General features: G+C 73.4%; 14 protein-coding genes and 1 pseudogene. 8 read left to right on the plus strand and 7 right to left on the minus strand.

Annotated elements, in window-relative coordinates; all coding sequences use genetic code 11:
* Together GXB85_RS09575 and GXB85_RS09580 are read right to left on the minus strand one after the other, a co-directional pair.
* On the minus strand, positions 1-560 hold a 560-nt coding region (locus tag GXB85_RS09575; RefSeq protein WP_161917433.1), incomplete at its 3' end, for a hypothetical protein.
* 103 nt (positions 561-663) lie between these two features.
* Positions 664-1,455 carry an IclR family transcriptional regulator gene (locus GXB85_RS09580; RefSeq protein WP_370524127.1) on the minus strand — a complete coding sequence of 264 codons (792 nt, stop codon included), beginning with the start codon at positions 1,453-1,455 and terminating at the stop codon, positions 664-666.
* 83 nt (positions 1,456-1,538) lie between these two features.
* Between GXB85_RS09580 and GXB85_RS09585 the strand changes: the two genes are divergently transcribed.
* Together GXB85_RS09585 and GXB85_RS09590 are read left to right on the plus strand one after the other, a co-directional pair.
* Positions 1,539-2,348: an alpha/beta fold hydrolase gene (locus GXB85_RS09585; protein ID WP_161917434.1), complete on the plus strand. Its 810-nt coding sequence runs from the start codon at positions 1,539-1,541 to the stop codon at positions 2,346-2,348.
* 17 nt (positions 2,349-2,365) lie between these two features.
* Positions 2,366-3,400 carry a LacI family DNA-binding transcriptional regulator gene (locus GXB85_RS09590; RefSeq protein WP_161917435.1) on the plus strand — a complete coding sequence of 345 codons (1,035 nt, stop codon included), beginning with the start codon at positions 2,366-2,368 and terminating at the stop codon, positions 3,398-3,400.
* Between the two features lie 100 nt (positions 3,401-3,500).
* On the opposite strand, the gene GXB85_RS09595 is transcribed toward GXB85_RS09590, so the two are convergent.
* From GXB85_RS09595 to GXB85_RS09610, 4 genes are all read right to left on the minus strand, one after another.
* Complete coding sequence (locus tag GXB85_RS09595; protein ID WP_370524128.1) at positions 3,501-4,862, minus strand: Gfo/Idh/MocA family protein; 1,362 nt, start codon at positions 4,860-4,862, stop codon at positions 3,501-3,503.
* A 118-nt stretch (positions 4,863-4,980) separates the two neighbouring features.
* Positions 4,981-6,330, minus strand: a complete 1,350-nt coding sequence (locus GXB85_RS09600; RefSeq protein WP_202627792.1) for an ABC transporter substrate-binding protein — start codon at positions 6,328-6,330, stop codon at positions 4,981-4,983.
* 198 nt (positions 6,331-6,528) lie between these two features.
* Positions 6,529-7,557: a carbohydrate ABC transporter permease gene (locus GXB85_RS09605; RefSeq protein WP_237728141.1), complete on the minus strand. Its 1,029-nt coding sequence runs from the start codon at positions 7,555-7,557 to the stop codon at positions 6,529-6,531.
* Positions 7,550-8,491 carry a carbohydrate ABC transporter permease gene (locus GXB85_RS09610; protein ID WP_370524146.1) on the minus strand — a complete coding sequence of 314 codons (942 nt, stop codon included), beginning with the start codon at positions 8,489-8,491 and terminating at the stop codon, positions 7,550-7,552. The genes GXB85_RS09605 and GXB85_RS09610 overlap by 8 nt, the downstream gene beginning before the upstream one ends.
* Positions 8,492-8,773: 282 nt before the next feature.
* Here GXB85_RS09610 and GXB85_RS09615 point away from each other — a divergent pair, with 282 nt between their 5' ends.
* Both GXB85_RS09615 and GXB85_RS09620 read left to right on the plus strand, forming a co-directional pair.
* Positions 8,774-11,035 (plus strand): DUF6807 family protein, encoded by a 2,262-nt coding sequence (locus GXB85_RS09615; protein ID WP_370524129.1) that lies wholly within the window; start codon positions 8,774-8,776, stop codon positions 11,033-11,035.
* Positions 11,032-12,615 carry a UxaA family hydrolase gene (locus GXB85_RS09620; RefSeq protein ID WP_237728142.1) on the plus strand — a complete coding sequence of 528 codons (1,584 nt, stop codon included), beginning with the start codon at positions 11,032-11,034 and terminating at the stop codon, positions 12,613-12,615. The genes GXB85_RS09615 and GXB85_RS09620 overlap by 4 nt, the downstream gene beginning before the upstream one ends.
* 270 nt (positions 12,616-12,885) lie before the next feature.
* Here the strand turns inward: GXB85_RS09620 and uxaC are convergent, their stop codons facing one another.
* A complete protein-coding gene (gene uxaC, locus GXB85_RS09625; RefSeq protein ID WP_161917437.1) occupies positions 12,886-14,328 on the minus strand; it encodes a glucuronate isomerase in 1,443 nt (480 codons plus the stop codon).
* A gap of 175 nt (positions 14,329-14,503) precedes the next feature.
* On the opposite strand from uxaC, the gene GXB85_RS09630 reads away from it, so the two are divergent.
* The 4 genes and pseudogenes from GXB85_RS09630 to GXB85_RS09645 all read left to right on the plus strand — a co-directional run.
* Positions 14,504-15,520, plus strand: a complete 1,017-nt coding sequence (locus tag GXB85_RS09630; protein WP_161917438.1) for a LacI family DNA-binding transcriptional regulator — start codon at positions 14,504-14,506, stop codon at positions 15,518-15,520.
* A 46-nt stretch (positions 15,521-15,566) separates the two neighbouring features.
* The gene (locus GXB85_RS09635; protein ID WP_161917439.1) at positions 15,567-17,069 is read left to right on the plus strand and encodes a mannitol dehydrogenase family protein; all 1,503 of its coding nucleotides are present in this window, start codon (positions 15,567-15,569) and stop codon (positions 17,067-17,069) included.
* A 156-nt stretch (positions 17,070-17,225) separates the two neighbouring features.
* Positions 17,226-18,389: a Gfo/Idh/MocA family protein gene (locus tag GXB85_RS09640; RefSeq protein ID WP_161917440.1), complete on the plus strand. Its 1,164-nt coding sequence runs from the start codon at positions 17,226-17,228 to the stop codon at positions 18,387-18,389.
* Positions 18,386-19,324 (plus strand): annotated as a pseudogene (locus GXB85_RS09645) (sugar phosphate isomerase/epimerase family protein); the annotation flags it as partial. The gene GXB85_RS09640 and the pseudogene GXB85_RS09645, both read left to right, overlap by 4 nt.
* Positions 19,325-19,329: the final 5 nt, after the last annotated feature.

Consider the following 19,329-nt stretch of genomic DNA (forward strand, 5'->3'; position numbering starts at 1 on the left):
TCGAGGGCCTGGCTCACGTGGTCACGCAGCGCGACGACGGCGGGGGCGACCACCTGCTCGACCATCGCCTCCTCGAACGCGGCGACGGCCTCGTCGACGATCCCCAAGCCGGCCTGCACCCCGGGGGGTACGGTCGTGGGCGAGTGACGCTGCACCACCGCGCGGGCGGTCCGCCCGCCCCCGGGCACGGGCCCCACCCCGGGGACGTCCCGCAGCGGCGCCGTCGGCCACGCCGCGGCCTCCCGCACGACGAGTCGCACGACGTCGCGCACGCCGCCCAGGCCGGTGCGAGCCAGGGTCGAGGCCCGCGGGAGGGCGCCCGGGGCGGCGCTCAGCAGGGTGTCCACCGTCGACGGCGTGGCGGCGTCGACCTCCGTCGCGACCTCCCACGCGCGCTCGACGGCACGCGCGTCGTCGTCGAGCGCGTGCAGACCCAGCACCGTGGCCTCGGCGTCGTCGAGCCGGAACACGCGACCGAGCGTGCCCAGCAGCTCGACCGCGCGCACGCGGCACGCGGCATCGACCACCAGGGCCGTGGGTGAGGTCAGGGTGTAGGGCACACCGGGCTCCTCCCGCTCCGTCCACCGACCATAACCGGACGGATCGCCCACGTCGCCGCGGGTCACCCGCACGAGCGACAAGGCGACCCCGGGTCGCGCCGGTTCAGCCGGGCAGGGTGAGGCCGTCCGGCAGCAGCGGGGGCAGCACCCGGCGCATCACCGCGTGCAGCTCGTCGCGGCGTTCGGGCGTCATGCGCTCGGCGGGCGCCGTGACGCTCACCGCCGCGATCGCCGAGCCCGACCGGAGCAGGGGGACGGCGACGCAGCTGATGCCGCCCTCGTTCTCCTCGTCCTCCGTCGCGTAGCCCGTGGCGCGCGCGTGCTCGAGCACCGACCACACGTGCTCGCCGTCGACGGGCCGGTCCCCGACGGCGCCCACGTAGCCCGCGAGCATCGCGCGGTCCGTGCCGCGGTACGCGAGCAGGGCCCGCCCGAGCGCCGTCGTGACCGCCGGGCTGCGTCGACCGATCGCCGACCACACACGCACCGACCGCTCGGGCTCGACCTTGTCGAGGTAGACGACGTGGCCGCCGCTCAGCACGCCCAGGTGCACGAGCTCACCGGCCACCGCGCACAGCGCGACCAGGGCCGGGTGCAGCAGGACCGGAAGGTTCTCCTCGCCGAGGAAGTCGTCGGCGAGCCGGGTCGCGGCGCCTCCCAGCAGGTACGCGCCCGTCGTCGGGTCCTGCGCGACGAAGCCGCGGTGGCGCAGCGCCGCGAGCACGCGGTGCAGCGTCGTCTTGTGCAGGTCGAGCCTCGAGGCGAGCTCGGCGAGACCCATGCCGCGCGGACCGGCCGGTGCGAGCGCCTCGAGCACGAGCAGCGCGCGATCGACCGCCTCGATCGGCGAGCCCGCCGCTCGCGTCGTCTGCTCCGCCGTCGTCCGCTCCGCCACGGTGCCCAGCGTAGGCACCAGCGCCCGGGGGGGGGCGGGGACGCGCAGGTGGGCGCAGCGAGCCGCGCCTAGGCTGGGTGACCGTGAGCGACGCGCCCGTGACCCTGCACACGACCACGGTCGGCGACGACGACGCCGTCCCGACCGTCGTTTTCCTGCACGGCCTGTTCGGGCAGGGGCGCAACTTCACCCAGATCGCGAAGGCCCTCACCCCGCAGGCCCGTTCGCTGCTCGTCGACCTGCCGGACCACGGCCGCTCGGGCTGGACCGAGCGCTTCGACTACACCCGCGTCGCCGACCTGGTCGCGGCCGAGCTGCGCGAGGGGGTCGCGGCCGAGCGCCCCGTGCACGTCGTCGGGCACTCGATGGGCGGGAAGGTCGCGATGGTGCTCGCGCTGCGCCATCCCGACCTCGTCGACCGCCTCGTCGTGGCCGACATCGCGCCGGCCGCGGGCGGCTCGACGGGCGAGTTCGCGTACCTGCTCGACAGCCTCGCGGCCCTCGACCTCGAGAGCATCGCGCGCCGCTCCGACGCTGACGAGCAGCTCGCCGAGCGGGTCGACGACGCGCGCGTACGGGGCTTTCTGCTGCAGAACCTCCGGGCCGACGGCGACGCGTTCCGCTGGCAGGCGAACCTCGCGCTGCTGCGCCGCGACCTCGCGCAGATCGGCGACTTCCCCGACGTCGGCGACGCGACGTTCGACCACCCGGTGCTGTGGGTCGCCGGCGACCGCTCGGACTACATCCGTGACGAGCACGACCCGGTGATGCGGGGCCTCTTCCCGCGCACCACGCTCGTCACCATCAAGGGCGCAGGCCACTGGGTGCACTCCGAGCAGCCCGAGGCGTTCGTCTCGACGCTCCGCACGTTCCTCGGCCTGGGCGAGGGCTGAGGCCCTACCCTGGCGCCGTGCCCGCACGAGGTCCCGTCACCCTGAGCCAGGTCGCCCGCGAGGCGGGCGTGTCGCTCGCGACGGCGTCGCGTGCGATCAACGGCAGCGCGACCCGCACGGTGCGGGCCGACCTGCGCGACCGCGTGCTCGAGGCCGCCGAGCGCCTGCGCTACTCCCCCGACGCCAACGCCCAGGCGATGGCCCGCGGCCGGACGACGTCGCTCGGGCTCATCGTGCACGACATCGCCGACCCCTACTTCTCGTCGATCGCGTCGGGTGTGACCCTCGCGGCCGAGCGTGCGTCGCTCGTGGTCACGCTCGCGAGCACCCAGCACGACCCGTCGCGCGAGCCCGCGTTCGTCGAGCTGCTCCGCCGTCAGCGGGCCCGGGCCGTGATCGTCGCGGGCGGTCGGCGCGACGACGACGCGCTCAACGCCGAGATGCGCGCGGCCCTCGAGGACTTCGAGCGCTCGGGCGGGTCCGTCGCGGTGATCGGCCAGCCCCTGCTGGACGTCGACACCGTGGTGATCGCGAACCGCAGCGGCTCGGCCGCGCTCGCGCGGGCGCTGCACGGCCGCGGGTACCGGCGGTTCGGCGTGCTGGCCGGTCCCGTGGACCACCTGACGGCCCGCGACCGGCGCGAGGGCTTCGCCGAGGCGCTCGCCGAGCTCGGCTGCCCCGCGGCCCCGGACGCGTTCGTGACCTGCGGGTTCACGCGTGACGGCGGCTACGAGGGCATGACGCGTCTGCTCAAGGACGGCCCCGACGTCGAGGTGGTGTTCGCCGTCAACGACGTCATGGCCGTCGGCGCGATCGCGGCGGCACGCGACCTCGCACGGAGCGTCCCGCACGACGTCGGCGTCGCGGGCTTCGACGACATCACGACCCTGCGCGACGTCACCCCTGCCCTCACGACCGTCCGGATCCCGCTCGTCGACGTCGGCATCGCCGCGACCGAGCTCGCGCTCGCCCGCCCGGCCGACGAGCCCCGCCTGGTCCACGTCGAGGGCAGCGTCGTGCTCCGCGAGTCCACCCCGGGCCCGCACACCTGACCCCCCACCCCCCACCGCTGAGATCGCACTCCCGCGCCGAGATCGCACGTCCAGCAGTGCGATCTCGGCGCAGAAGTGCGATCTCGTCGATGCGGAGCGGTCAGGCGAGCCCCAGGCGGAGGTCGGCGGTGCGGACCGGGAGGCCCGTCTCGAGCGAGGTGTTGCCCGCGATCCCGACGACCACGGACCGGACGCCGTCGAGCAGGCCCGCCGCTCGGCCGAGCGGGTCGTGGCCCGGGCCGCGGAACACGTCCGCGAGCATCCTGTCGTCGCCGCCGCCGTGGGCGCCCGAGCCCTCGGGGATCTCGACCTCGCGCGCGGCGCCCCAGTGCTGCTGCACCACGAGCCGCTGCCCGCGCGGCCGCACCGCGTCGTCGTCGTCGGCCTCGACCAGGCTCGGGTCGAGCACCGGGCGACCGTCCTTGCCGAGCACGACGGCGCCCCGCTCGACCACCTCGAGCTCGGCCCGCCCCCCGGTGCCGTTGACGCTCACGCGGTAGCCCTCCCAGGGGCTGTGCGCGTTGAGCGAGTAGGTCAGGGTCGCGCCGCGCGCGTAGTCGACGACCACCGCGAGGTTGTCCTCGATCGTGATGCCGCTCGTGAACACGTCGCGGTCGCGCAGGTACCCGTCGTGCTCCTCGGCCTGGAGGTAGAGCCGCTCGAGCCGCGGGTCGTCGCGCAGGTCGAGCGAGAACGGGTCCGGCCTGCCCGTGCGGCCCGTGCCGCGCGCCGGCCTGCGGATGAGGCCACGACGGCGTGCGTTCGCGGCTCCGTAGAACCGCAGCGCGCCGCTCGCGTACACCCGTGAGGGGAGGTCCGCGAGCCACCAGTTCACGAGGTCGAAGTGGTGGCTCGCCTTGTGCACCAGGAGGCCGCCCGACAGGTCCTTGCGTCGGTGCCAGCGCCGGAAGTAGTCGGCGCCGTGCATCGTGTCCAGCACCCACTCGAAGTGCACCGACGTGACCTCGCCGATCTCACCCGACGCGATCACCTCCTTGAGGGCGCTGTTGCGCGGCGAGTACCGGTAGTTGAAGGTCAGCACGATCGAGCGCCCGGTGCGCTCGGCCGCGTCGACGATGCGCCGCGTACCCGCGAGATCGGTCGTCATGGGCTTCTCGAGCACGACGTCGGCCCCCGCCGCCATGGCACGCGCCACGACGTCGGCGTGCGTGTGGTCGGGGCTCGTGACCACCACGGTCTGCACACCCTCGACGTCGATCATCTTCTCGAGCTGGTCGGGCTCGTAGCGCGCGGGGGCGTCGGCACCCGGCCGGGCCGCCGCCACCAGCTCGTCGTAGTACGCGGCCCGCGCCGGGTTGGGCTCGCACCAGGCGGCGATCTCACCGACGTCGGCGTGCGGCCCGAGCAGTGCCTCGATGTACATCTGGGCGCGGTGGCCCGTCCCGACGACGGCGTACCGCCTCAGGTCCGTGCCGCCGGTTCCGCCCGTCGTGTGCGCCACGCGCGCTCCTTCGTCCGCGCGGGTCGTCGTCGACCCGCGACCGTGGTCCACATGCTGCCGTGCCGTGCGGCGGTCCCGCGGGGCCGGTCGTCCCGTGACCGGCCCCGCGGAGCCGCGCTCAGCCCTGCGTCGCCGTCTCGACCTCGGCGATGAACTGCTCGGCCGCGTCCATCGGGCTCAGGCGCCCGAACAGGACCTCGGCGTTGATGCGCCGCGTGATCTCGGCGACCTCACCCGCACCGACCGGCGGCACGGGGAGCCCGTCGACGATCTCGTCCTCGAGGTCCGTCAGGAACTCGGCCGAGTACTGGTCGACCTCGGCGAACTGGTCCTGCACCTCGGCGCGGACCTCGGTGTTGGCCGGCAGGCCGCGGTCGGACAGCAGCAGCTCGGCCGCGGCCGGGTCGTTGAGCAGGTAGTCCACGAGCGTCGCGGCCGCCTCGGGGTACTCGCTCGTCGCGGAGATCGAGTAGAACATCGCGGGCTTGAAGTACATGCCGGTGCGCTCGTGCTCGGACTCGCCCGGGTGGCGGAGCAGCACGAGGTCGCGGCCCGCCGCATTGGTGATCGCACCCAGCTGGTTGGTCCAGAAGAACGACATCGCGCCCTGGTTGAGGCCCACGAGCGACTGCTCGGGCCCACCCGCGTCGATCTCGACCGTCTCGGCCGCCGACGGCGTGCCCCCGGTCTCCTGGAGACGCAGCGAGATCTCCCACCACTCGGCGAGCGTCTCGGGGCTGAAGCCGAGCGAGCCGTCCTCGTTGTAGAGGGCCTCACCGCGCTGCCGCGCGAAGATCGCGAAGCCCGGCTCGTTGAAGCCGTAGTCCTGCGCGCCGTAGACGCCGTCGGGCGTGTTCGCCGAGATCTCCGCGGCGATCTCGACGTAGTCGTCCCAGGTCCACGTGGAGTCGTCGGGCATCTCGACGCCCGCGTCGGCGAACACCTGCGGGTCGGCGACGATCGCGTACGCGTTGATGCCGGTGGGCACGCCGTACTGGCCACCCTCCATCTGGCCCGAGGCGAGGATCGACTCGTCGATGTTGCTCAGGTCGAGGGTGTCGCCGAACTCGCTGAGGTCGGCGAGGACCCCGCGGGTGGCGTAGTCACGCAGGTAGCGCTCCTCCTGCGTGATCACGTCGGGGGCGTCGCCGCCCGCGACGGTGGTCGCGAGCTTGTCCCAGTAGCCGCCCCAGTCGGTGAAGTCGGGCACCACGGTGATGTCCGGGTGCTCCTCCATGAAGTTGTCGAGCACCTCCTGGGTGAGCTCGTGGCGGGTGTCCGAGCCCCACCACGAGAACTTGATGGTGGCCTCGCCCTCCTCGCCCTCGGCGGGCTGCTCGGCCTCGGGCGTGTTGTCCACGGGATCCTGCGCGCAGGCGGTCAGCGCCATGACTGCTGCGGCGCCGAGCGCGACCACGCGCAGCGTGCCGCGTGCGGGCCGGGAGTGGGTACGGGTGCGGTGAGTCATCGTGCTCCTCGATGGTGGGTCGACGGGGCGGTGACCCGCGGGCCGGCAGCCTGCGGGGTGGTGCGCCGACCTGGCCGGTGGTGCGGCCGGTCGGTCGTGCGGACGGGTGCGCTCGTCGGTGGGCGCTTCCCGGGGATGACGTCGGTCCTTTCCCTTCCGCGAGACCCGGGGGCCGCCGACGTCGTCGGCCCCCGGACCTCACTTGATGCCGGTGGTGGCGATGCCCTTGACCAGGTACTTCTGGCCGAAGAGGAAGACGAGGAAGATCGGGACGAGCGACACGATCGACATCGCGAAGAGCGAGCCCCACGAGCTCGCACCCGTCGAGTCGACGAACGTACGCAGCGCGACCGGGACCGTGTACATGTCCGGGTTGGTCAGGAAGATCAGCTGGCTGAAGAAGTCGTTCCACGTCCAGATGAACGTGAAGATCGCCGTCGTCGCCAGCGCGGGCGTCGCGAGCGGCAGCATGATGCGGAAGAAGATCCGCGCGTGGCCCGCGCCGTCGATGTGCGCGGCCTCGTCGAGCTCGCGCGGGATCCCGCGGAAGAACTGGACCATCAGGAACACGAAGAACGCGTCCGTGGCCAGCAGCTTGGGCACCACGAGCGGGAGGTAGGTGTTGATCCAGTCCAGCTGGGAGAACAGGATGTACTGCGGCACGATCACCACGTGGATCGGCAGCATGATCGACATCAGCATGATCGCGAACCACAGCTTGCGACCGCGGAAGTTGAGCCGCGCGAACGCGTACGCCGCCATCGAGCACGAGATCAGGTTCCCGAGCACCGCACCGGCCACGATGATGAACGAGTTCATCAGGTAGTGGCTGAACGGGTGCAGCAGCGCGTCCCAGCCCACGGTGTAGTTCGACAGGTCGATCTCGCTCGGGATGAGCGCGGGGTCGCGGAAGATCAGCGCATTCGGCTTGAACGAGCTCGCGAGCATCCAGAGCAGCGGGTACAGCATCACGAAGCCGACGGCGATGAGCATGCCGTGCTTGACCAGGCTGCGGGCCCGGCTCGCCCACGGCGACCGGCCGGCCGCACGGCGCGTGCCGCGACCGCCCGTGTCGTCCGCGGCCGGCGGGACGGGGACGGCCGGGGCCGCCGGGTCCTGGAGCGCGGCGACGGCGGACGGTGCCGGTGCGGGGCGCTGGTCGACGCCTGCGACGGAGCCGTCGCGGCCTGCGGAGGAGGGGCTCGTGCCCTCGGTGCGCTCAGTCATTGTAGAAGACCCAGTACTTGGAGAGCAGGAAGTTGACCGCGGTCATCGCCGCGACGATCGCCAGGAGCAGCCAGGCCATGCCCGAGGCGTACCCCATCCGGAAGTTCTCGAAGCCCTCCTTGTAGAGGTACAGCGTGTAGAACATCGTCGAGTCGACCGGCCCGCCGGTGCCGCCGCTGACGACGAACGCCTGGGTGAACGACTGGAACGCGCCGATCACCTGCAGCACCAGGTTGAAGAAGATGATCGGCGTGAGCAGCGGCACCGTGATGCTCACGAACTGCCGCAGCTTGCCCGCACCGTCGATCGACGCCGCCTCGTAGTACATGTCCGGGATCTGCCGCAGGCCCGCGAGGAAGATGATCATCGGGGAGCCGAAGGTCCACACGTTGAGGATCACGAGCGTCCCGAGGGCGTAGTCCGGGTGCGAGACCCAGCCCTGACCCTGGATGCCGAAGAACCCGAGCACCTGGTTGATGAGGCCGTCGGTGCCGAAGATCTGCCGCCACAGGATCGCGATCGCGACGCTGCCGCCGAGCAGCGACGGCAGGTAGTAGACCGAGCGGTAGATGGCGAGCCCTCGCAGCCCGCGGTCGAGCAGGAGCGCGAGCCCGAGCGCCGCGGCGAGCTGCAGCGGGACCGAGACGAAGACGTAGGTGAACGTCACGCGCAGCGAGTTGTGCAGCCGCGTGTCCCCGAGCATCCGCTCGTAGTTCTCGAAGCCGATCCAGTTGGGCGGCTGCAGCAGGCTGTAGTCGGTGAACGACAGGTAGAGCGAGGCGATGAGCGGGCCGGCCGTGATGAGGAAGAGGCCGATGAACCACGGCGCCATGAAGAACAGGGCCGCCTTGTTGTCACCCCGCTCGACGGGAGCAGGGGTCGCCTTGACGCCCTTGCTCCTGCGCAGGGACGCGAGCTCGCCGAGGGCGGCCACGGTCACCGCCCCCCGGAGGGTCGGGGTGGTGTCGCGCGTCCTGCCGCGACGTGCCTGCTGAAGGACATCCGGTGCTCCTCGTGATCGCCCTTGATCGGTGGTGGCTGCCGTGCCGCCAGAGTCCGGCCGGCGCGACCCTCGTCGCCGTTCCCGAGGACCGAGATCCCTGCGGCGCGAAGGTGGAAAGCGCTATCCATCTTCTGATACAACTTTGGTACCAGGCGCCGAGAAGTGATGTCAACCACATCGGCGCCCCGGAGCACCTCGAGGGAGCGGAGCACCGTGAGCAGCACAGGACCCGCGGACGACGTCGCGGCGCAGCCCCTACCGGGCGGGACGCCGGTCGCGTCGACCCCACCCACGATCGCCGTCGTCGGCGTGCACGGGCACGGCCGCACGCACCTGCGCAACGCGCTGCGCCTCGAGGCTCAGGGGCGTGCGCGCCTCGCCGCCGTCGTCGACCCGCGCTCCCTCGACGAGGCCGACCTGGCCTGGCTCGAGCGCGACCTGGGCACCCACGGCGCGGTGCCCGACGTCGCCGCGGCCCTCGCGCGCCTCGCGGAGGTACCGCACCACGGCGACCTCGCCGCCCTGCTCGCGACCCGCCCGCCGTCGGTCGTCGTGCTCAGCACCCCCATCCACACCCACCACGACCTCGCGGTCGAGGCGCTGCGCGCCGGCTGCGACGTGCTGCTCGAGAAGCCGCCGACGGCGTCCCTGACCGAGCTCGACCAGCTGCTCGCCGTCGAGGCCGCCTCCGCCGGAACCGTCCAGGTGGGCTTCCAGACGTTCGGCTCGGGCGCCCTCGACCGGATCGCCGAGGTGCTCGCCTCGGGTCGGCTGGGCGAGGTCACGGCCGTCGAGGCGCTCGGCACCTGGGTGCGCCCGGTCGGCTACTGGACGCGCTCGGCATGGGCCGGGCGCCGCACGCTCGGCGGCCGCGCGGTGGTCGACGGCGTCGTCACCAACCCGCTCGCGCACGCGGTCGCGACTGCCCTGCGCATCGCGGGGGCGCGGACCACGGACGACGTCGCGTCGGTCGAGCTCGACCAGTACCGCGTCAACGACATCGAGGCCGACGACACGTCCGTGGTGCGCGTGCGGACCGCCGACGGCGTGCCCGTCACGGCCGCCCTCACCCTGTGCGCCGCGACCCACGAGCTGCCCACCGTGACGGTGCGCGGCACGCGCGGCCACCTGGTGCTCGACTACTACGCGGACGCCGTCGAGGTGGTCACCGACGCCGGGACGGAGCGGCTCGCGGCCGATCGCACCGACCTGCTCGAGGACCTGCTCCGCCACCGCGCGGCGGGCACCCCGCTGCTCAGTCCCCTGCGGGAGGCCGGGGCCTTCACACGCGTGCTCGACGCAGTGCGCACCGCACCGGACCCGCGGCCCGTGGATCCAGCCCACGTGGACCGCGTGACCGACGACGCCGGGACCCACCTGGTGCTGCGCGGTGTCGAGGAGTGGTGCCGGCGCGCGGTCCGCGAGGGCCGGACGTTCGCCGAGCTCGGTGCGCCGTGGGCCACCACGTCCGCGTCGAGGGCGGCAGACCCGAGCACCGCGACAGTCGCCCCGCGCGACCGCGCCGTCCCCGATCCCCCGGTGAAGACCCCGCCGTGGGACCCCCGACCCGAGCGCGGCGAGCACGGGACCCTGCTGCGCGTCCAGCTGGGCAGCACCGAGGTGGCGCGCTACGTCGACGGCACGGGCAGTCCCGCCTTCGACAGCCCCCGACCGCACCTGCACCCGGTCACCACGTGCCGGGGGACGGTCGTGACCGCCGCGTCCCCCGCCGACCACACCTGGCACCTCGGCCTCGGCATCGGGGTGCAGGACGTCGCGGGGCACAACCTGTGGGGTGGGCGCACCTACCTGCGCGACGGCGGGTACACGTGGCGCCGCGACCACGGGCGCATCGAGCACCGCACCTGGACCACCCGCACGCCCGGCACCGTGCGGCACCGGCTCGCATGGCTCGGGTCGGGCGGCGAGGAGCTGCTGCGCGAGGAGCGCGAGCTCGCGTGGTCCGTGCTCGACGACGGGGCGTGGCGACTCGACCTCACCTTCACGCTCACCGTGCCCGACGACGTGCCAGACTGCCCAGACGTGCCGCTGGGCAGCCCGGGGTCGAACGGCCGCGAGGCAGGCGGCTACGGCGGGGCGTTCTGGCGCCTCGCGGACTGCGACGACGTCGACGTGCGCACACCGGTGGGCCGCGGCGAGGAAGCCGTGCACGGCAGCGTGCCGGCCGACGGCGCGGCCTGGCTCGCGTGGTCCGCGACGGCGCGCTCCGGGGATGACTTCACGATCGCCGTCGTGCCGGGGGATGCGCGCACCGCCAAGGACCCGTGGTTCGTGCGGGCCGCGGGGTACCCGGGCATCGGCTCGGCGCTCGCGTGGGACCGGCCGCTCGTGGTGCGACGAGGTCACCCCGAGCGACGCGCCCTCACCTGGGTGATCGCCGACGGCCGCTGGGAGGACGGGCGCGTGGCGTCGGCGGTCGAGGGCATGCTGGACGACGGGGAGGTGCGGGGATGAGCGTCGCGCGGAGGGGCACGCCGGGTACGGGCTCCGCGGGGACTGGCATGGCGCTCGCCGAGTGCACGCTGCGGCTGCGCGCGGACGACGACGTCGCGGTCGCGACGCGCGACCTGCAGTCCGGGACGGTGCTGCACACGGACGGCGCGGCGACGCTCGAGGTGACCCAGAGCGTGCCGCGCGGCCACAAGCTCGCCGTCCGCCCGGTCGCCGTCGGGCAGCCCGTGCGCAAGTACGGCCAGGTGATCGGGCGCGCGACGGTGCCGATCGCCGCGGGCGACCACGTGCACACGCACAACCTGGGCATGGACGACGTCGCGCACGACTACGAGTTCGGCACGGCGCGCGTGCGCCCGCCCGCGCCCGAGGGGCCGCGGCCCACGTTCCGCGGCTACCGCAGGGCGGACGGCCGGGTGGGCACGCGCAACTACGTCGCGATCCTGACGTCGGTGAACTGCTCGGCGAGCTCGGCCAAGCTCATCGCCGACCAGTTCCGCGGGCCCGTGCTCGACGCCTACCCGCACGTCGACGGCGTCGTCGCGCTCACGCACACGAGCGGCTGCGGCCTGGTACCCACGAGCGAGGGCGGGCAGATGCTGCTGCGCACGCTGCGCGGCTACGCGACCCACCCGAACGTCGCGGGCCTGCTGGTGCTGGGCCTGGGCTGCGAGATGATCCAGGTGGACCAGGTGCTGGACGGGCTCGAGCTGCCGGCCGACACGCTGCTCGAGCAGCTCACCGTGCAGGAGTCGGGTGGGATCCGGCGCACGGTGCGCGCGGGCGTCGAGGCGATCGAGCGGATGCTGCCTGCGATCGATGCGCGCCGCCGCGAGGAGTGCGACGTGAGCGAGCTGGTGCTCGGTCTCAACTGCGGCGGGTCGGACGGGTACTCGGGCATCACCGCCAACCCGGCCCTGGGGCATGCGTCGGACGCGCTGGTCGCCTACGGCGCGCGGTCCGTGCTCGCCGAGACGCCCGAGGTGTATGGCGCCGAGCACCTGCTCACCCGGCGGGCCGTGAGCCCCGAGGTGGGGCAGCGGCTCCTCGACCGGATCACGTGGTGGCGGCGCTACGCCGAGGAGGGGCAGGGCACCCTCGACAACAACCCGTCGCCGGGCAACAAGGCCGGCGGCCTCACGACGATCCTCGAGAAGTCGCTGGGTGCCGTCGCGAAGGGCGGCGCAGCCGAGCTCTCGGCGGTCTACCACTACGCCGAGCCCATCGACACGCCGGGCTTCGGGTTCATGGACACGCCGGGCTACGACCCGGTGTCGGTGACCGGGCTCATCGCGGGCGGAGCGAACGTCGTCGTCTTCACCACGGGTCGGGGCTCGGTGCTGGGCGGCAAGCCGACCCCGGTGATCAAGGTCGCGACCAACACGCCGATGTACCTGCGCATGGCGGAGGACATGGACCTCAACGCGGGCCGCATCGTCGACGGGGAGGCGACGCTCGAGCAGGTGGGCGAGGAGATCCTCACGAAGATCCTCGCCGTGGCGTCGGGCGAGCAGACCGTGAGCGAGGAGCTCGACCTGGGTCAGGACGAGTTCATCCCCTGGCAGCTCGGCACCGTCACCTGACCCGTCCCCGCCCCGTCCCCGGCCCAAACGTTCGAATGCGTACGTGTGCGCAGATGGGCTCGTCCAGTACGGCCCACTGCGCACGTGAGTTCGCATCTGGGCGACGCCCGGCTTCGCTCGACGGCCGGCTGCGACCAACGCCGCCGCAGACGCGAACCTCTGCGCGAAGATGGGCGTTCAGTACGTCCCAACATGTGCACATGTTCGCTTTCGAACGTTTGGGCCCCGCTGGGCCCTGCCCGGGCCCTGCCGGGCCTGCGGGGTGGCCCGTCAGCGGGGGGCGGGGTAGGCCGCCTTGGGGAGCTCGTAGGCGAGGTCGACGGCGGTCTCGACGGCCTCGTCGAGCGTGAGGCGGTGCTCGGCGACCAGTCGCGCGAGGTGGCCCGCGTCGATGCGGCGCGAGAGGTCGTGCCGCGCCGGGATCGAGAAGTACGCGCGCGTGTCGTCGACGAACCCCGTCGTGTTGTAGAAGCCCGCGGTGTCCGTCACCGCCTCGCGGAAGCGCCGCATGCCGTCGGGCGTGTCGAGGAACCACCACGGCGCACCGAGCTTCATCGCCGGGTAGACTCCCGCGAGCGGCGCGAGCTCACGGGAGAAGATCGTCTCGTCGACGGTGAACACGATGAACCGCAGGTCGGGGTGGTGGCCGAACGCCTCGAGCAGCGGCCGCAGCGAGCGCGTGTACTCGGTCGCCACGGGGATGTCGTAGCCGACGTCCGGGCCGCGCTGGGCGAACACGTCGGCGCTGTGGTTGCGCAGCACACCCGGGTGCAGCTGCATCGTCAGACCGTCCTGGGTGGACATGCGCGCCATCTCGAAGAGCATGTGCCCGCTGAACGCGCGCGCCTCATCCGTCGACGCCTCGCCACGCAGCGCCGCGGCGTAGATCCGCGCGGCCTCGTCCCGCCCGAGCGGCGTGGTGTCCGCGCTCAGGTGCCCGTGGTCGGTGGCCCGCGCGCCCGCCGCCACGAACGTGCGCCGTCGGGCCTCGAGCGCCGCGACGAAGCCGTCGTACGTATCCGTCGCGACATCGGCGCGCTCGGCCAGCAGCGCGACGTCGTCCACCCAGCCGTCGCGGTCCACGTGCAGCAGCGCGTCCGGCCGGAACGTCGGGACCACGCGCTCGCCCCAGCCGCGCGCGGCGAGCGCGGCATGGTGCTCGAGCGTGTCCGTGGCGGCGTCGGTGGTCGCGAGGATCTCGAGGCCGAAGCGCTCGAACAGCGCGAGCGGCCGGTACTCGTCGGTCGCGAGGCGGGCCGAGATCTCGTCGAACAGCTGGTCGGCGGTCTCGGCCGACGGCTGCACGGTCAGCCCGAGCTCGGCGACGAACACGTGCTCGAGCCAGTAGCGCGTCGGTGTGCCGCGGAACAGCTTCCAGTGCGCGCAGAACGTGCGCCACACCTCGCGCGGGTCGGTCTCGACCGGCCCGCCGTCACGGCGCGGGACCCCGAGCGCGCCGTGCGGCACGCCCTGGGACACGAGCATGCGGACGAGGTAGTGGTCGGGCACGACGAACAGCTGCGCCGGGTCGGGGAAGGGAGCATCGGCGGCGAGCATCCCGACGTCGACGTGACCGTGCATCGAGACCACCGGCAGGTCGCGGGTCGCGCCGTACACCGCGCGGGCGATCTCGCGGGTTTCCGGATCCGCCGGGAGCGCCCGGTCGGGGTGCAGCGTCCAGGGGCGACCGTCGCTGCTCGCCGGCTCACTCATCGATGTACCTCCGTGTGAAACAGATGAAACGCACGTCTCCGCACATGGTCGCGTCCGGGCGCGCTCGTGGCAAGCGCGTTCCACATCACGACAACCCCCACCCGACCCCCTTGATGAATCACGATGAGACGTGGTGCAATGCGATCCCCCGTCTCAGCAACGTGAGAGGCCAGCCATGGTCACCCTGCGCGACGTCGCACGCGCCGCCGGCGTCTCCCCCGCGACCGCGTCGCGGGCCCTCGCCCAACCCGCCCGCGTGAGCCCCGAGCGGCGCCGGCGGGTCGAGCGGGCAGCGGTCGAGCTCGGCTACTCGCCGACGACGGCGTCGGCCGAGCCGGTCGCCGGCCGCACGATCGGGCTCGTGGTCCCGGACATGCAGAACCCGTTCTTCGCGGGCATCGCCAAGGGGGTGCAGCACCGTGCCCGCTCGGCCGGGATCTCGGTGGTGGTCGCGGACTCGGACGAGGACCCGAGGCTCGAGAACGAGATCCTCCACCAGATGACCGCGCAGGTGAGCGGGATCGTGCTGTGCTCGGCCCGCATGTCCGACCAGGCGCTCGCCGCACTGCTCGAGACCCCGGAGATCGTGCTCGTCAACCGCGAGTCCGAGCACCTGCGCTCGGTGATCATCGACAACGACGACGGTGTGCGCCAGGCCGTGACCCACCTGCACGCGCTGGGCCACCGCCGCATCGCCTACGCCGGCGGCCAGTGGGGCTCGTGGTCCGACCGCGAGCGGCGTCGCGGCCTCGAGGCCGCCGCGCACGCGCTGCCCGACGTCGAGCTGGTCCAGCTGGGCCACTTCCCCACGATCTTCGCGGGCGGTGTGGCCGCCGCCGATCTCGTCTCCGCGAGCGGTGCGACCGCGGTGATCGCCCACAACGACCTCATCGCCCTGGGCATCCTCGACCGCCTCCGGGCACGGGGCACGCGCGTGCCCGACGACGTCTCGGTGGTGGGCTTCGACGACATCCCGGGCGCCACCCACGTGAGCCCCACGCTGACGACGGTCTCGGTGCCGCTGCGCCTCCTGGGACGCACGGCCGTGGACCTGCTGCTCGACCCCGAGCACCTGGTGCCCGAACCACCGGCCGCCGCCGTCGGCCTCGACGAGGACGACGAGGTGCCGCGCACGCAGACGATGCCGGTCTCGCTCGTGGTGCGCGACTCGACCGGTCCCGCCCCCACCTGACCCGACCCACCCCCGGCCGAAGCCGCCGTCCGACCGAAGGAAGCCGATGTCCGTGCCTCGCCTGTCCCTGCAGACCCTCGACCAGCGGGGCGCGGAGGTACGCGGTCCGGCGGTCGACCCGCGCGAGACCCAGGTCGGCATCGTCCACCTGGGCGTCGGGGCGTTCCACCGCGCGCACCAGGCCGTCTTCACCGAGGACGCCGCGGGCGCGACGGGCGAGACGCGCTGGGGGATCCTCGGCGTGACCCAGCGCAGCCCGCGCGTCGCCGAGCAGCTGCGCCCGCAGGACGGCCTGTACGGCGTGCTGACCAAGGGGCGTGACGCCACGTCGCTGCGCGTGATCGGGTCGATGCGCGGCGCGGCGTTCCTGCGCGTGGACGTGGACGTGCTCGAGGCGATCGCGGCACCGACCACGCACGTGGTCAGCTCGACGGTCTCCGAGAAGGGGTACCGGCGCACGTCGTCGGGCAGGCCAGACCTGGGTGACGACGACCTCTCGGCCGACGTCGCGACCCTGTGGCGCGAGCTCGACGGCGACCGTCCCGAGGACGCGCCCGCGCGGACGCCCGTCGGCGCCCTCGCACGCGGGCTGTTCCGGCGTCGGCGCGCCCACGGTGCCCCGCTGACCGTCGTCTGCTGCGACAACATGGTCGACAACGGCCGGGTGGTGGCTGCCCTGCTCGACGACGTGCTCGAGGCCGTGGGCACGAGGGCCGACGCGCTGCGCGCCTGGGTCGAGCAGAGCGTGCGGTTCCCCGTGACGATGGTCGACCGCATCACGCCCGCCACGACCGACGCGCACCGTGCCGAGGCCCAGGCGCTGCTCGGGCTGCGCGACGACGCGCTCGTGGTGGCCGAGCCGTTCTCCCAGTGGGTGATCGAGGACGACTTCGCGGGGCCGCGGCCGGCGTGGGAGCGCGCGGGCGCGACGCTGACCGCCGACGTCGCGCCGTGGGAGCGGGCGAAGCTGCGCATGCTCAACGGCGCGCACTCGACGGTCGCGTACCTCGGGGCGTTGCGCGGTCATCGGATGATCGACCAGGCGGTCACCGACCCGGCGATCGAGGCGGTGGTGCGCCGCCTCATGGACGACGAGGTGGCGCCCACCCTCACGCCGCCGCCGGGCCTCGACCTCGCGGTCTACCGCGACTCGGTGATCGAGCGTTTCGCCAACCCCGCCACCGGCTACACGACGCTCCAGGTGGCCGGCGACGGGTCGCAGAAGCTGCCGATCCGCCTGCTCGGCACGGTCGCGGACAGGCTCGCGGCGGGCGCGGTCCCCGAGGCCGCGACGCTCGCGACGGCGGCCTGGATGGTGTTCGTGGCGCGTGGCCAGGACGCCCGCGGTGACGCGCTGCCGCTCGACGACCCGCTCGCCGACCGGCTGCGTCGCGCCGCCGACGGCCCCGAGGCCTCGCTCGTGGACCGCATGCTCGACGTGCACGAGGTCTTCGCCGAGCCGCTGCGCGAGCACGACGGCTTCCGCACGCGCCTGCGCGCCGACGTCGCGCAGCTCCTCGCGGAGGTGGGCGCGCGCGCGACGGTCTGAGCGCCTGCCGGACCGGTGGCGTCCGACGCGCCGCTCGTCGGTGCGACTCGTTCGCGTGCGGCGAGGCGGCCCTCACCGCGCGCACGCGTCCTTGACGGCGACGTCGGGCCTCCGTACGCTCGCGGAAAGCGCTTCCCCACTACTTCAGGAGTCCGCATGGCGCCCCAGGTCCTCCGCATCGCGATGAACGGCATCACCGGACGCATGGGGTACCGCCAGCACCTCGTCCGCTCGATCCTGCCCATCCGCGACGCGGGCGGCGTCGAGCTCGAGGACGGCACGCGCGTGCAGGTCGAGCCAGTGCTCGTCGGCCGTCGCGAGGCCGCGGTGCGGGAGATCGCCGAGCGGCACGGCGTCGAGCACTGGACCACGGACGCGGAGTCGGTGCTGACCGACCCGTCGATCGACGTCTACTTCGACGCGCAGGTCACCTCGCGACGCGCCGCCGCGCTCACGGCCGCGATGAAGGCCGGCAAGCACGTCTACACCGAGAAGCCGACGGCCGAGACGCTGACCGAGGCCGTCGAGCTCGCCCGCATCGCGCGCGACGCCGGCATCACCGCGGGCGTGGTGCACGACAAGCTCTACCTGCCGGGCCTGGTCAAGCTGCGGCGACTCGTCGACGAGGGCTTCTTCGGCCGGATCCTGTCGCTGCGCGGCGAGTTCGGCTACTGGGTGTTCGAGGGCGACGTGCAGCCCGCCCAGCGCCCCTCGTGGAACTACCGGTCCGAGGACGGCGGCGGCATCACCGTCGACATGTTCTGCCACTGGAACTACGTGCTCGAGGGGGTCCTGGGCACCGTCCGCACCGTCAACGCGCAGGTCGCGACCCACATCCCGACGCGGTGGGACGAGCAGGGCCGCGAGTACCGCGCGACCGCCGACGACGCCGCGTACGGGATCTTCGAGATCGAGACGCCCGACGGCGACCCGGTGGTCGCGCAGATCAACTCCTCCTGGGCGGTGCGGGTGTACCGCGACGAGCTGGTCGAGTTCCAGGTGGACGGCACGCACGGCTCGGCCGTCGCAGGGCTCAACACGTGCGTCGCGCAGCAGCGCGCCCACACGCCCAAGCCCGTGTGGAACCCTGATCTGCCGGTCACCGAGTCGTTCCGCGACCAGTGGCTCGAGGTCCCCGCCAACGCCGACCTCGACAACGGCTTCAAGCTCCAGTGGGAGGACTACGTGCGCGACGTCGTCGCGGGGCGCGAGCACCGCTACGGGCTGCTGTCGGCCGCGCGCGGGGTCCAGCTCGCGGAGCTCGGCCTGCGCTCCTCGGCCGAGGGCCGCCGGCTCGAGGTCCCCGAGATCTCGCTGTGACCGCCTGCACGCCCGACCCCGCGGCGCCGTCGCCGTCGGACCTCGCGCGGCTGTCGCTCAACACCGCGACCACCAAGGCGTGGACGCTGCGCGAGGCGGTCGAGGGTGCCGTGCGCGCCGGCATCCCGGCGATCGGCCTGTGGCGCGACCGCGTGCACGAGGCCGGGCTCGACGAGTCCGCGCGGATCGTGCGCGAGGCCGGCCTGCGTGTCTCGTCGCTGTGCCGCGGCGGCTTCCTCACGGCCGACGACGCCGCGGGGGTCGCGGCCGCGCTCGAGGACAACCGGGCCGCGATCGTCGAGGCCGCGACGCTCGGCACGCGCGAGCTGGTGCTCGTGGTCGGCGGCCTGCCCGCCGCGAGCGCGCCGGGCGGGCCGGCCCTCCCGTACCCGGGTGCGCCGTCGGGCGCCGAGGGCCTGCGCGACCCGGCACGGGACGTCGTCGCAACGCGGCAGCGCGTGGCCGACCGGCTGGGCGAGCTCGCGCCGTTCGCGGCCGAGCACGACGTGCGGCTCGTGCTCGAGCCGCTGCACCCGATCTTCGCGGCCGACCGCGCGGTGATCTCGACGCTCGGCCAGGCGCTCGACCTCGCAGCGCCGTTCCCGGCCGAGACGGTGGGCGTCGTCATCGACACGTACCACGTGTGGTGGGACCCGGACCTCGAGCGCCAGATCGCGCGCGCGGGCGCGGAGGGGCGGATCGCCGGCTACCAGGTGTGCGACTGGGTGCTGCCGCTCGCGGCCGACCCGCTGCTGTCCCGCGGGCACGTGGGCGACGGCTACGTCGACGTCGCGACGATCACCCGCTGGGTGGCGCAGGCCGGGTACACCGGCGACGTCGAGGTCGAGATCTTCAACCGGCAGATCTGGGACACCCCGGGCGACGAGACCCTCGCGACGCTCCGCGACCGCTACCTCCGCCACGTCCTCCCGTTCCTCGC

The sequence above is a fragment of the Cellulomonas sp. APG4 genome (genome assembly GCF_009996735.1).
GTDB lineage: Bacteria > Actinomycetota > Actinomycetes > Actinomycetales > Cellulomonadaceae > Actinotalea.

What these genes read in the sequence shown, in the direction of transcription:
- GXB85_RS09600 (WP_202627792.1), bottom strand. Translation starts at nt 6,330, where the DNA reads ATGACTCACCGCACCCGTACCCACTCCCGGCCCGCACGCGGCACGCTG.
- GXB85_RS09635 (WP_161917439.1), top strand. Translation starts at nt 15,567, where the DNA reads ATGTCCGTGCCTCGCCTGTCCCTGCAGACCCTCGACCAGCGGGGCGCG.
- GXB85_RS09640 (WP_161917440.1), top strand. Translation starts at nt 17,226, where the DNA reads ATGGCGCCCCAGGTCCTCCGCATCGCGATGAACGGCATCACCGGACGC.
- GXB85_RS09620 (WP_237728142.1), top strand. Translation starts at nt 11,032, where the DNA reads ATGAGCGTCGCGCGGAGGGGCACGCCGGGTACGGGCTCCGCGGGGACT.
- GXB85_RS09605 (WP_237728141.1), bottom strand. Translation starts at nt 7,557, where the DNA reads ATGACTGAGCGCACCGAGGGCACGAGCCCCTCCTCCGCAGGCCGCGAC.
- GXB85_RS09630 (WP_161917438.1), top strand. Translation starts at nt 14,504, where the DNA reads ATGGTCACCCTGCGCGACGTCGCACGCGCCGCCGGCGTCTCCCCCGCG.
- uxaC (WP_161917437.1), bottom strand. Translation starts at nt 14,328, where the DNA reads ATGAGTGAGCCGGCGAGCAGCGACGGTCGCCCCTGGACGCTGCACCCC.